The following is a 12,779-nucleotide window of genomic DNA, read 5'->3' on the forward strand; positions in this document are numbered from 1 at the left end:
CCGTGGAACTCCGGCCCGTCCGGCGGCGTCTGTACGCTCGTACGACTGTTCCCCACGCTGTGCGCACGATTCCCAACGGTCTCTTCGGACAGGGGGTTTGCCGATGGCGAGATCCTCGGCGGGCGGGCGGCGGCTGCCGCTGTGGATCGGCACCACGGTGGGACTGGCGGCCGTTCTGGTGGTCTTTCTGGCGGTACGCGACGGCACCGGTGACCGGGCGGGCGACTGTGTGGCACTCCAGGTCAGCTCCTCCACGGAGAAGGACGACCTGCTGGCCGAGCTGGCCGAAGAGTACAACGACACCGGCCGCACCTTCCCCCTGGGCACCGCGGACCCCGGCGGGGAGGACAGCCGGGACAGCCAGGCAGGCAAGGACGGGCCGGACGGGGCCGGCTGCGCCGAGGTGACGGTCACCGGCACCACCTCCGGCCTGGCCATGCAGGCGCTCGCCGAGGGCTGGGACGAGCGGCGCACCGGCGCCGCCGAGCCCCAGGTCTGGTCCCCGATCTCCTCCCTCTGGCTGGACCTGCTGCGCGAACGCGCCGCCGCCGCCGACCGCGGCGGGGTGCTGCCCGACGCGGCGCAGGAACCGGCCTCCATCACCACCAGCGTGCTCACCATCGCCATGCCCCGCCCGATGGCCGAGGCCCTGGGCTGGCCGGAGGCCGAGATCGGCTGGGCCGATGTGCTCTCCCTCAGCCAGGACCCGGAGGGCTGGGGCTCCCTGGGCCACCCCGAGTGGGGGCCGTTCGCCCTCGGCAAGGACAATCCGCACTCCTCCACCTCCGGCCTGACCGCCACCGTGGCCGCCTTCTACGCCGCCACCGGCCTGTCCAGCGATCTCACCGAGGAGAACCTGGCCGACCCCGAGGTGCGGGAGTTCGTGGCCGGTGTGGAGTCCGGCGTCCTGCACTACTCCGACGACGCCACCCTCTACATGGCCAACCTCTACCAGGCCGACACCGAGGGCCGGGCCATGGGATACGCCAGCGCCGTCCTGGTCCAGGAGCAGCTTGTCCACCTCTACAACAAAGGCGCCCCGACCGGCGACCCGGCCCAGATGACCGAGGAGCGGCGTCCCGAGGTGCCGCTGGTGGCCATCCACCCGCACGACGGCACCCTGATGCTGGACCACCCCTTCGTGGTTCTGCCCTCCGCCTCCGCGGAGCAGCGCGCCGCCGCCGCCGACTTCCGCGAATGGCTGCTGGAGCCCTCACAGCAGGACCGCTTCGCAAAGGTGGGCTTCCGGGACCACCGGGGCGCGGTCGGCGAGGATCTGGCCGAGACCGTCTCGGTCGATCCCGCCGCCCGGCTGTCCCTGATCGAACCGCCCTTCCCGCAGGTGCTGACCGCCATCCTGGACGCCTGGGACGATCTGCGGAAGAAGGCCCGGGTACTGCTGGTGATGGATGTCTCCGGCTCCATGAACGAGCCCGCGGGGGACGGCCGCAGCAGGCTGGAGGCGGCCAAGGAGGCGGCCGTCGCCTCCCTGGACCTGCTGCACGAGGAGGACGAGGTGGGCCTGTGGGCGTTCTCCACCGAGACCGACGACTTCCCCGACACCCCCTACCGCGAGGTGCTGCCGCCCACCCCGCTGGGCGAGGGCCGGGAGGCCGTCGCCCGGGCCGTCCAGGGCCTGTACGCCGAGGGCGGCACCGCGCTCTACACCACGGTCCGCGCCGCCCAGGAGACCATGGTCGCCGACTTCGAGTCCGGCCGGATCAACGCCGTGGTGCTGCTGACGGACGGCCAGAACGAATACCCGGCCGACAACGACCTGGACGCCCTGCTGCGCGACGTGGACGCCGGGGAGCGGGAGCGGACGGTGCGGATCTTCCCCATCGCCTTCAGCGAGGCGGCTGACTGGGAGACCCTGGGCCAGATCGCCGAGGCCTCCCGCACCCGGGCCTACGACGCCCGGGACCCGGCCACCCTCGACGAGGTGATGCGCTCCGTGGTCAGCAACTTCTGAAGTCCCCCGGCAGAAGCGGAGCGGCAGCGTCATGAGCGACCGAACGAGCGACCGGGACCCCGGCGGCATGTCCCGTCCCCCCGCGTCCCGCCGGCCCGGCACCGATCCGGCGGGCCTCGCCGCCGCGTTCGCGCTGGGCGCGGCGGGCGCCGCGGCCGCGGCCGTCGCCGGCGGCGGCTGGGCGGTGGCCGTCCCGGCCGGGGCCGGCATCGCCGCCCTGGTCTGGCTGGTCAGCACCGGCACCTCCCGGCTCACCGGCTCCCGCCCCGGCCCGGGCCCCGGGCACCGGCCCGCCGCCCCGGCCGGCCGCCCCCGGGACCCGGTGCCGCAGGACGCCCTGGCCTGGCTGTACCGGGCCACGGTCGCCGCCGACCGGCTCACCGGCCATGCGGCCGAGGTGCCCGCCCTGTCGGAGGCCGCCGCCTATGTGCAGGGTGCCGTCGAGCGGCTCCACGACCAGGGGCAGGCGGTGGCCGTCATCGACGCCGAGGCCGGCGGCCCGGACTCCCGGGCGCTGCGGCGGGACCAGCGCCGCCTGGCCGAGCAGGCCGCCGCCCTGCCGCCCGGACCGCTGCGCTCCGCCAAGGAGGCCTCCGCCCGCGCCACCGCCGAACGCGCCGAGGCCCGCTCCCGTCTGGAGGAACTGCGCGAACTGCTGCTGGCCACCCTGGAGTCCACCACCCTGCGGATGGAGGCGGCGGCCGACCGCGGTTCGGTGCTGGTCTCCCTCCAGGCGGCCGGCGAGGACGCCGCGGGCCGCCTGGACCGGGATCCGCTGGGCGACGAGCTGGAGGCGGTCCGGGCCGGTCTGGACAAGCTGGAGGAGATCACCCACGGCCTGCTGGACGGCGGAGGCCCGCCGTGAAACTCCTGCTGCCGGCGCTCGGCCAGTCCGTGACGGCCCTGGGCACCCTGGCCGCACTCGGCTACCTGGTCCTCACCGGCCCCGGGAGCCTCGCCGCGCTGCTGCCCGCCGTCGTGGCGCTGTACGACCGCCGGTCTTTGTGTGACGGGCCGGGCCCGGCCGCTCACTCCAGCAGGGCGGAGACGAACTCGTTGCGGAAGATGCCGTACGGGTCGATCTCGGCGGCCAGTCGGCGGAAGTCCGGCATCCGCTGGTAGCAGGCGGCGACCGTGGCGGGGACGCGGGTGGTGATCTTCCCCCAGTGCGGCCGGGCGCCCAGCGGCATCAGCGCGTCCTCCACCTCGGCCAGCACCGGAAGCACCGCCTCCGGGTCCTTGCGCCAGGTGAAGTGGAAGGCCACCGAGTCGCGGCCGTGGCAGGGGCTGAGCCACTGCGCGTCGGCGGCGATGGTGCGGATCTCGGACACCAGCAGCACCGGCGCGACCCGCTCGCCGAGCCCGGCCAGCGCGGCGATGGCGCGCGGCGCGGCGGCGCGCGGCAGGAACAGCTCGGACTGGAGCTCCTCGCCCCGGCTGGGGGTGAATCCGGGCCGGAAGTGCGGCAGCCGCTCGTGCCAGGGGCCGGGCACCCCGCCCTGCACGGTGCAGTACTCCGCCGGCATGCCGGGCACCGGATGCCAGGGCCCGTCCGCCGGGCGCCCGCCCAGCCAGTCCGGCTCCGGACCGCCGGCGCCGATGGTGCCGCCCGTGCCGCCCGTGCCGTTTTCGGTGCCGGTGCGCTGCTTGAGCACCACCGTGCCGGGCGTGCCGGGCGCCCAGCCGGTGAAGACGGAGACGCTGTACGCGGCGCCGAAGACCTCGTCGAACCGCTCGGCCACCACCGGCAGCGCCACGTCCCGGTGCACCCACTGGGCCACCTCGAAGGCCGGTTCCACGTCCAGGGTGAGCTCGGTCACCACACCCAGCGCGCCCAGGTTCACCACCGCGCCCGGGAAGCGCTCGGGATCCGCCGCGCGGCTCAGCGTCAGCTCCTCCCCGCCCGGGGCGATCAGCCGCACCGAGGACACGGCGGCGGCCAGGCCGGGCCGGCGGTCGCCGGAGCCATGGGTGCCGGTCGCCACCGAACCGGCCACCGAGATGTGCGGCAGCGAGGCCATATTGGCCAGCGCCAAGCCCTCGGCGTGCAGCGCGGCGGCCACCTCGGCGTAGCGCATCCCGGCCGAGACCGTCACCGAGGACCGCTCCCGGTCCAGCTCGAACACCGGGGGCAGGCCGTCCACCCGGACCAGATCGCCATCGGTGGCGGCTATCAGATTGAAGGAGTGGCCGCTGCCCAGTACCCGCACCTTGCGGGCCACCGAGACGATGCGGCGCAGCGCCTCGCGGGTGGCCGGCCGGTGCAGCCGGGCGGCGTCGAAGGTCACATTGCCCGCCCAGTTCTGGGCGGGGGCACCGGCGGTGAGCATGTGCGGTCTTCCTGATCTGCTCGGGTACGGGGGGCATGAGGGCGTGGGGCCGGGTGAGGGCCGGCGGCGGGCGGTGGCGCGAAGGTATGCCGCAGACTGTATGACGAAACCGCCTGCCCGCCCAGAGCGGCCCCGAGCCGCCCGGCGGCTTGCGGCAGGCGCCGGACGGCCGTCGGATAGGGTCCGGAGCGATGTTCGACCTCTCCCTGCCGGCGCTCGCGGCACTGGCGCTGGCCGCGCTGCTGGTCGGCTTCGCCAAGACCGCCATCGGCGGCGTGGCGGCGCTCAGCGTCGCGATCTTCGCCGCCGTGCTCCCGGCCCGCGAATCCACCGGTGCCCTGCTGCCGCTGCTGCTGGTCGGGGACGTCTTCGCGGTGCGCGCCTACCGCCGGCACGCCAACTGGCCGGTGCTGCTGCGCCTCTTCCCCTCGGTGGCGGCCGGGGTGGTGCTCGGCACGGTGTTCGTGGCGCTGGTGGACGACACCGTGATGCGGCGCACCATCGGCGCGGTGCTGCTGGTGATCGTCGCCGTCCACCTCTGGCAGAGCCGCCGGGCCCGCATCGGTGACCGCCCGCCGGCCGTACCGGCCACGGCCACGGCGCGGGACACGGCGCGGGACACGGAGGCGCCCCCGGCCGTGCCGCACCGCGCCCGGACGCTGGTCTTCGGCCTGCTGGCCGGCTTCACCACCATGGTCGCCAACGCGGGCGGCTCGGTGATGGCGCTCTATCTGCTCTCGGCCGGTTTCGCCATGCTGGGTTTCCTGGGCACCGGCGCCTGGTTCTTCTTCATCGTCAACCTTTTCAAGGTCCCGTTCAGCGCTGGGCTGGGGCTGATCGACGGGCAGTCGCTGCTGCTGGACGCCGCGCTGGCCCCGGCGGTGGTGGCCGGGGCGCTGGCCGGCCGGGCCGTGGTCCGCCATCTCGACCAGAGGCTCTTCGCCCGGCTGGTACTGGGCTTCACCACCCTGTCCGCGCTCAATCTGCTGCGCTGAACCGGTGCGCGGGCGGGCCGGCCGGCCCGCCCGCGCACCGGCCCGCCGGGCGGGTGCGGGTCGCGGGGAGGTCTCCCGCGCCCGCCCGGGGGCCGATCACCGCACGGTGATCGCGGTGGGAGCGGGATTGCTGCCGGAGAAGGTGCCGTTGAAGCCGAAGCTCACCTGGCCGCCGTCCGTCACATTCCCGTTCCACTGGGCATTGGTGCAGGTCACGGTGGTGCCGCTCTGGGAACAGGTGGCGTTCCAGGACTGGGTGAGCTGCTGGCTGCCGGGCCAGGTCCAGCTCACCGTCCAGCCGCCGAGCGAGCCGCCGGAGCAGGAGATCACCACCTCGCCGGTGAAGCCGCCCGGCCATTCGTTGGCGTTGCGGTACGCCGCAGAGCAGCCGTTGCCCGTCCCGCCGGTGGTGCTGCCGCCGGTGCTGGTCCCGCCGGTGGTGCTGCCGCCGTTCGTGGTCCCGCCGTTCGTGGTCCCGCCGTTCGACGTGCCGCCGTCGGTGGTGCCGCCCGTCGTGGTGCCGCCCTGCCAGGCGGAGTCCAGCCAGGCCGTGCGTTCGGTGAGCCAGTTGCGCATGTGCTGGATCTGGCCCTGCCAGGTGCTCGCCGTCGGGGTCATGAAGAAGCCGACCGTGGGGCTGGTCAGATTGGGCCACTTCTGGAAGTTGCGCTGTGCGGCGTTCACCAGCGGCCGGGTCAGCGCGTCGATCCGGGCGCCGAGCTGCTGGTCCGACAGCACGCCCTGGCGCAGCTCCTGCCAGCGGGCCCGCAGCGTCCGGTCGAAGGCCGGGTCCGCCGTCAGCCGGGTGAACCAGTCGTGTGCGGCCGGCTGCCGGGTCTGTTCGTACTGCCAGCCCTGGGTCTGCTGGTTGTTGAAGAAGCCGCCCACGCCGAAGGCGAGGTCGTAGTCCCACAGCGGCCCGGCGAAGATCTTGCCCTCCCGGTCCTTGTAGAAGTACTGGCTGCGGATGTAGGAGTCCATCTCCCGGGACAGCTCATTGATGATGATCTGGTCGGCAAAGGACTGGACGTCGATATAAGCGGGATAGCCGGTCTGCGGATCGGACGGACGTGAACCGCGCAGCGCGGTGTGGAACTCCCGCAGATGCTGGGCCAGCCAGGTGCGCTGCTGCGTGTTGAGCTCATCCGGGTCGTGGACCTCCAGATACTGCCAGCAGTCGGCGGTACCGCCCGGGCAGTCCAGAATCGGCTCCTCGGCGGCCATCCATTCGAACTTGAAGATGTAGCCGCCGGAGATGGCGGGCAGGGTGGTGTCGTCCTCGTCCAGGGACTTCAGATCCAGCCGGTTCTTCTGGTTCTTGATGGTCTCCACCAGCATGTAGACGCCCTGGTAGTCGTCGGTGCCCATCGGCTGTCCGTCGAGGTTGAGGTAGAGCTCGACAAAGGCGTACCGGGGTGCCTGCATGCCCATGGCCCGGCCCAGGTCGTAGACGAAGGCGTCGTGGATCAGGGTCTTGTCGGAGAACGGGCCGCGCAGCACCCAGTCGGCCTCGGCCGGCATGCCGAGCACCGGCAGGTCGAGGTCGTCGTCCTCGTTGTCCCGCAGCTCCAGCCGGTAGGGCGCCTTCTCGAAGGTCGAGGAGGACTGGCCGCGCAGATGGAAGCCGGCCCGGGTGGCCAGGGCGGGGGCGGCGGAGAGCGAGGTGGTGCCGCCGGCCGGCTGCGGTTCCATGACCATCGTCGCCACGTCGGCATACTCGCGGTCCGGCTTGCCGCCGCCGTAGGCGTCCATCACCAGCAGCGGCAGGTCATGGCTGGTGCTGACGTTGTGGGCGATGTACATGGCGGTTCCCGGGTCGCCGGAGGGGGTGCCGTTCACAAACGCCTGGGCGCGCAACTGCGTGGTGGTGGTGAACCGCAGCGGGGTTCCGCCGTACAGCGGCGAACCCGCCGTCGGCAGCGTGCCGTCGGTGGTGTAGCGGATCTGCGCACCGCTCACGGCGGTGCTGAGCCCGACCGACACCTCGCCCCGGAACGTTCCGCTCGGCACGGAGAAGACGATGTCCCCGGTCAGCTCGGCATCTCCCGCCGCCAGGGCCTCGGCGTCGGCCTCGGCTCCGGCCTCGGCCTCGGCGCCTGCGGCGCCGTCCGCTGCTTCCGGTGACGGCCCCGGGCCGGGGGCGGCGGGCGCGCCCGCCGCCCCCGCCGCCCAGATTCCTGTCATGACTATGACAAGCACAGCGGCCAGTGCGGCGACCGTGCTCGTGCGTTTCCTGCGCAACACAGAACTGCACCTCGATTCGTCAGGAGAAAACGGCGGACACCACCGGCTCCCCGGCCGCCTGCACCGCGGCCGGCGCGGCCGGCGCGGCGCCCGGAGCCGCCGGGACCCGGCGGACGACCGCCCGGGCGAAATCCCGGCGCAGCGTCCGCCGCCACGGCCCGGCGGGAAGCTCCGGGCGCAGCGCGGCCAGGCCGGTGGCGTACTTGGAGATCCGCCCGGGCCGGTAGTGGGCACGCCACAGCAGCCGGTCCACCCGGGAGGCCGTGGAGCCGGTCTTGGTCTCCACCACGGCCATGCCGGGCAGCAGCAGCTCCTGCTCGCCGTCCCGCCACCGCAGGCCGGTGTCGATGGTGACCCGGCTGTCCGTGTCCGGGAGACAGAGCGTGGCGCGGTGGTAGCCGGTGCCGAGCACGGGCGAGAGCCGCAGCCCCTCGGGCGGCGGCTCGCCGGGCATCCGCCGCTCGGCCAGCACGCCGTCCAGGAAGGACCGCCCGGGCTCCACGGTCGCGTGATGACGCGGGTCGTAGGGCAGCCGCTGCTTGACCGTGGAGCCGCGCGGGCCGCAGGTCTTCACCTCCAGCCAGCACTCCCCGGACTGCTCGTACACCCGGGTGCGGATCTTGAACCTGCGGCGGCGGCGGTGCGCGGTGAGGTGGAAGCTGCGCAGGTCGGGGGTGTCGAAGTAGAGCGAGCGATAGGCGAAACGGCGCCTGCCGTCGATCTCCAGCACCCGGGTGTCCGGCGGCAGCTCCTCCAGCAGGGCGTGCAGCACGGACAGCGGCAGCACATACTTGCGGTCGATCCGGGTCTGGAGCATCGCGCGGGCCATCAGCTCCTCCAGCCCGATCGGCGCCATCCTCTCCAGCGCGTCACCACCCGGCCGGCGGCCGGTCACGACCGCCCCGCCACGGCGGCGGCCGGCGGGTGCGGCGGACGGGGCGGGGGCGTCCCCGGGCCGCCGTGCTGCGCCCGGACGCCGTGCAGGGGCCGGTAGCGCACATCGACCACGGTGGTGTCGTTCACCAGATCCACCCGCTGCACGCTGACGGAGTGCACGCGGGCGCCCAGGGTCTGCTCCAGACGCGCCACCAGGGAGGTGTGATCGGTGACCGCCGAGTCCAGGACCAGCACCTGGCGGCGGTAGCGGCGCATCAGCCGGGGATGGTCGCCAATGTAGAGGACGGCCAGGACCAGCACCATCAGACCCAGCGAACGCCAGATGTTGTCCGTCTGCATGGCCCCCAGCAGGCCGAGGGCGAGGGCGGAGAAGTAGTAGGCGACTTCGTGCTGCTCCAGCTCGGTGGAGCGGAGCCGGATGATCGACAGCACGCCGAACAGGGCGAGCCCGAGCCCGAGGCCGGTACTGGCGCCCACGGCGGTCAGCGAACTGGCCACCGCCAGCACACCGACGTTCACCCCGAGACAGGCGACCACCAGATCGCGGCGCCGGTGCCGGGGGTAGTAGACGCCGAAGACCAGCAGGCTGACCGCGGCGATATCACTGAGGAACAAGGCGACTTGCGCCATGCGCTGTCCTTCCGCTCGGTGAAGTGGGGGGTCCGCGCGGGTGAACGGAAACTTATCGAGAAGTTACCGAAACGCTAAGTTCCGCACCATGCACACCGCCACTCACTTCCGGCCGAACTCACCTCCCGTTCACCTTCGCACGGGACTGCGCATGCCCCTGCTCCGCTTGCCGTCGCCCCAGCTCAGCCGCGTCACCCCGGCCCGGCGCCGGCGCCTGCCCCCGGCGACCGGAAACAGGGCTTCCGGCTCCGAAAACTTTCCGGAAAAACCTGCCGGAAGCCGTCCCGGGGAGGTGCCGCAGCGGCATCCGACCCGGGACGGCGGACGGAAACCGGGCTCAGAAGCCGAGCTCCGTCCAGGTCAGGCCGTGACCGGCCGGGCGTACGGACTTCACCCCGGCGATGTCGTCCGGGGTGACGCCCGCCGCGGCGAGCGGCGCCGCCTCGATGTAGTAGTAGCGGTAGGCGGTCCCGTAGAACGACGAGGACCGCCGGATGGCGAGAGCCTCGACCTTGCCGCCCTCCTTCAGCCTGAAGACGGCCCGCACCTCCTCGAAGCCCTCGGCGCTGATCCCGCCGAGGATCTCCTCGTCCGGGCTGTCGGCCGAACCGCGGATGTCGTCGGCGTCGTGGAGCGTGCTGGTGCCGGTGCCCTGTGCGGTGCCGGCCGGGCCGTCCGCCTCGACGTAGTAGGCGCCGCTCCGGGCCGCCGCACCGGCCGGAAGCAGGCCGTATGCGAACGCCTGGATGGTGCTGATGTTGTTGTCGCGGACCTGCGTGGACGCGACGGTGGCGGTGATGCCGGTGAGGTCGGTGCCGGTCTGCGGAAGCAGATAGGTGCTGCCGTCCGCGGAGAAGGCGGGGCCGAAAACCTGCCCGGCATCGGTCTCCAGCGGGGCGTACTCGACGCGGGGCAGCGCCGTGGCGACGACCACGCCGTCGACCCGGACCGTCACCTCTTCCGAGCGGGAGAGCGTCCGGCCGTCAGCGGCCGCGGTCCAGGGATCGGCGGTGGCCAGCGTCACCACGCGCAGCGGAGTCCCGGCCGGGATGGTCCCGCCGGGGGTGAGCGGAAGGCCGGTGATCTCGATTGCCAGGGTCTCAAGGTCGGTGACGGGTGCGGAGGCGGCCCGGGCCGGTGCACCGGCGGCAACAAGGACTGAGGTCATGAGGGCTGCACTCGCGGCGGCTGCCACGCTGCGCCCGATGGCTGTACGGAATAAAGCCATGCGCTTGGTTTCCTCGCCGTGGTCCTACGGGTTCACGCCGCGGCTCCCACCGCGGCCGTCCCATGCTCGACGGCCGGGCCGGCGAGAGCCATGACGCAGCCCTTACCGACCCCTTACGAACCTCTGACGGCCACCCCGGCCCCAGCCCGGGGCCCGGCCGGTCCGGTATCCGGATGTCCTCCCCCGCCACGCCTCCCGGGCGAAACCAACGAAGACCCGGCCCCGCTCCGCCCCTCCAGCCGCACCCGTATACGGGCCCTGGAGAAGCCCCACCACCCTCCTGTACTGCCTCGTGTGCTGCTTGGTGGCCGGTTGTGAGGGGCTGGTTCCAGGGCGGGATCGTGTTGTTGCCGGGCAGGGGCCGTTTTTGAGGAGTGGGTTCTCGGGGTTGTCAGTTTGCTGTGGTGAGGGGGCAGGGCAGGGTCGGTTGGTTGTGATGGGGGGAGCAGGAGATGAGGTTGCCGGAGAAGAAGCGTTCTCCGGTCAGGTAGTGGCCCCAGACGGCGCATTGGCCGTGCCGTAGTTCGGTGAGGGTGCGCCGGCGGAGGTGCGTGAGCCGGGTCTGTTGCTCGTCGCCCCATGGGTGGAGCAGCTTCGGCAGGTGTGGGGCGAATTCGTCGTGGAGCCAGGCCGCCGCCTCTTCGGGGTCGTGGAAGGTGGCCCGGATCTGGCGGGCCGGGCGCAGCAGCCAGTGGGCCAGCTCGTTGGGCGGTACCTCGGCGGCCTCGAACACGGCCCGGTGGGCGGGGTCGAGCGGCGGCTGCGCGGGGCGCCGGGGGCCGTCCTTGTGCAGGGCCCTGGCGGGGCCGATCCACAGGTAGGCGTGGTGGTGTGGCATGGGGTGTGGGCCTTCGGCGGGCAGGGGTGGGTGCCCCGGCTGACGGGACGGTCGGCCGGGGGCGTGGGTTGGTCGAGGTCAGCGGCGTCCACAGCCGTCTGCGTCGCCGCAGTCGGGGTGCTCGGCCGGCGGGGTGGTGTCGTCGGTGTCGGGCATCTGGTCCTGCTCGTCGGAGGAATGGAGAACAACGAGCGGGCCGGTTGAGCGGTGTGCGGGCATGGCAGGATCACCTCGTGGCGCACTGAAGGGGGTGCCGGGGTACGGCCCCGGGGCCGTGGTGTGCTTCGCGCCCGGCGGGTGTTGCCGCACCCGCCGGGCCACACCAAGTCGGTGTGGCGGGACGGAAGCCGCTTCATGTGCCGCTGTGGCGGCGCCGGCTGTCCTCCAGGCAGGCGGTGATCAGGGCGTCGCACAGCTTGCGGGCGGTCGGCAGCGGTACGCTGCCCAGATAGACCGAGGGCGTGCCGTCCACCGCGGCCCGGCCCTCCACCTGCGGCCAGCCCTCTGGCTCACCCGCCCTGATCCCCAGCTCGCGCAGCGCCTCGCGCAGCAGTCCCGCCGTGTTGTCCGCCGTTCGCTTCCCGGCCAGAAAGACTTCCGCCTGCCGCGCCGCGGCCTCACTCTCCGTCGTCATGACACAGACCGTAGAGCGCCGGACACGCTGTGCGCTGCCATGATTCCCGGTTATTCCCGGTTGGCCATAGCTTCGCGGTATTTCTCAGCGAGGGGCGAGGCTGCGCTTCGCACGGGCGAGCAGTCGGTGCGCCTCCGGGCCGTACACGGCCGATGCGCGCAGCGACTCCCATACTCGGAGATAGAGACTGACGTTTTCCGCGTCATCCAGCCACAACTCCGCGTGCCAGTCCTCCACGATGACAAGTCGATCGTCGTGAATCCAGAACGCATTGGCCGGCGGGACGGCGAGTTCCGCGTTGAACGGCACGATCCCGAGCGAGACAGCATCAAGCGAGAGCGCAAGGACCAGACGGTCAAGCTGAGCGGCAAGTGCCTCCGGCGGGCATACCCGGGCGTACAGCGCGGCTTCTCCTTGAAGGATGTGGAATTGCTTTCCCGGTACACGGAGAAGTTCCTGGCGCTGTATCCGCGCCCGTACCGCTTCCTCGGTGTCCCTCGGGGACCGGTGAAGTGTGGCGTAGCGCGTGAAGATGTTTCTCGCGTAGTCCGGGGTCTGGAGGACTCCGACCACCATGGCACCCTCCCAGCCGAGAAACCGGGTGGTGGATGATTCCTCAGCGTTGAGAGTTTCCTGAACTGCTCGGTGTCCCGCCGCCAGTTGCCGCCGCCATGAACGGGTATGCGTTTCGAGACCGCGAAGACGAGCCGTCAGTTCTTCCACGGCATCCGGCTGACCAGTTCCCTGTGTCCAGGCATGCAGATCGTCGGCGGTGGCTGTTTGGCGGCCGGTCTCAAGCTTACTGATCTTTGACTGTGACCAGCCGAGCCGCTGGGCCAGGTCGCGGCCGGTGATACCGGCCTGGTTGCGCAGCTCGCGCAGCCGCGCACCGAGTGCTCGACGTCCCTGCTGGAAATCAGTGGTCACCCGTGGGACGGTACCGCGCCTGAGGCCGCACCGCCCGTGCCGTGCCGCTGGGCAGGGCTGGACCATGGGGAGCGTGGATCCCCT

At 72.4% G+C, this 12,779-nt stretch carries 12 protein-coding genes; 3 read left to right on the forward strand and 9 right to left on the reverse strand.

Translation table 11 applies throughout. The features are described 5' to 3' along the window. Window positions 1-103: 103 nt before the first annotated feature. Complete coding sequence (locus BM242_RS03365) at window positions 104-1,972, forward strand: vWA domain-containing protein (RefSeq protein WP_093837042.1); 1,869 nt, start codon at window positions 104-106, stop codon at window positions 1,970-1,972. 31 nt (window positions 1,973-2,003) lie between these two features. Then, window positions 2,004-2,837 carry a hypothetical protein gene (locus tag BM242_RS03370; RefSeq protein ID WP_093837043.1) on the forward strand — a complete coding sequence of 278 codons (834 nt, stop codon included), beginning with the start codon at window positions 2,004-2,006 and terminating at the stop codon, window positions 2,835-2,837. A 163-nt stretch (window positions 2,838-3,000) separates the two neighbouring features. Here the strand turns inward: BM242_RS03370 and BM242_RS03375 are convergent, their stop codons facing one another. Continuing rightward, entirely contained in the window at window positions 3,001-4,302 is a 1,302-nt protein-coding gene (locus BM242_RS03375; RefSeq protein ID WP_093837044.1) for an FAD-binding protein, read from the reverse strand. A 191-nt stretch (window positions 4,303-4,493) separates the two neighbouring features. Here BM242_RS03375 and BM242_RS03380 point away from each other — a divergent pair, with 191 nt between their 5' ends. Next, window positions 4,494-5,297 carry a sulfite exporter TauE/SafE family protein gene (locus BM242_RS03380; RefSeq protein ID WP_093837045.1) on the forward strand — a complete coding sequence of 268 codons (804 nt, stop codon included), beginning with the start codon at window positions 4,494-4,496 and terminating at the stop codon, window positions 5,295-5,297. 96 nt (window positions 5,298-5,393) lie between these two features. On the opposite strand, the gene BM242_RS03385 is transcribed toward BM242_RS03380, so the two are convergent. From BM242_RS03385 to BM242_RS03415, 8 genes are all read right to left on the reverse strand, one after another. Then, the gene (locus BM242_RS03385; RefSeq protein ID WP_093837046.1) at window positions 5,394-7,481 is read right to left on the reverse strand and encodes a CotH kinase family protein; all 2,088 of its coding nucleotides are present in this window, start codon (window positions 7,479-7,481) and stop codon (window positions 5,394-5,396) included. Between the two features lie 79 nt (window positions 7,482-7,560). After that, window positions 7,561-8,397 (reverse strand): polyphosphate polymerase domain-containing protein, encoded by an 837-nt coding sequence (locus tag BM242_RS03390; RefSeq protein WP_093837047.1) that lies wholly within the window; start codon window positions 8,395-8,397, stop codon window positions 7,561-7,563. Window positions 8,398-8,432: 35 nt separating this feature from the next. After that, a complete protein-coding gene (locus BM242_RS03395; RefSeq protein ID WP_093837048.1) occupies window positions 8,433-9,068 on the reverse strand; it encodes a DUF4956 domain-containing protein in 636 nt (211 codons plus the stop codon). Between the two features lie 337 nt (window positions 9,069-9,405). Beyond that, complete coding sequence (locus tag BM242_RS03400) at window positions 9,406-10,236, reverse strand: hypothetical protein (protein ID WP_093837049.1); 831 nt, start codon at window positions 10,234-10,236, stop codon at window positions 9,406-9,408. Between the two features lie 451 nt (window positions 10,237-10,687). Next, window positions 10,688-11,134, reverse strand: a complete 447-nt coding sequence (locus BM242_RS03405) for a hypothetical protein (protein ID WP_093837050.1) — start codon at window positions 11,132-11,134, stop codon at window positions 10,688-10,690. A gap of 78 nt (window positions 11,135-11,212) precedes the next feature. Continuing rightward, window positions 11,213-11,353 (reverse strand): hypothetical protein, encoded by a 141-nt coding sequence (locus tag BM242_RS29165; protein ID WP_175541231.1) that lies wholly within the window; start codon window positions 11,351-11,353, stop codon window positions 11,213-11,215. A gap of 133 nt (window positions 11,354-11,486) precedes the next feature. After that, window positions 11,487-11,768: a hypothetical protein gene (locus tag BM242_RS03410; RefSeq protein WP_093837051.1), complete on the reverse strand. Its 282-nt coding sequence runs from the start codon at window positions 11,766-11,768 to the stop codon at window positions 11,487-11,489. A gap of 84 nt (window positions 11,769-11,852) precedes the next feature. Beyond that, entirely contained in the window at window positions 11,853-12,695 is an 843-nt protein-coding gene (locus tag BM242_RS03415; RefSeq protein ID WP_093837052.1) for a helix-turn-helix domain-containing protein, read from the reverse strand. Window positions 12,696-12,779: the final 84 nt, after the last annotated feature.

It is taken from the genome of Streptomyces aidingensis (assembly GCF_900112355.1).
Lineage (GTDB): Bacteria > Actinomycetota > Actinomycetes > Streptomycetales > Streptomycetaceae > Streptomyces > Streptomyces aidingensis.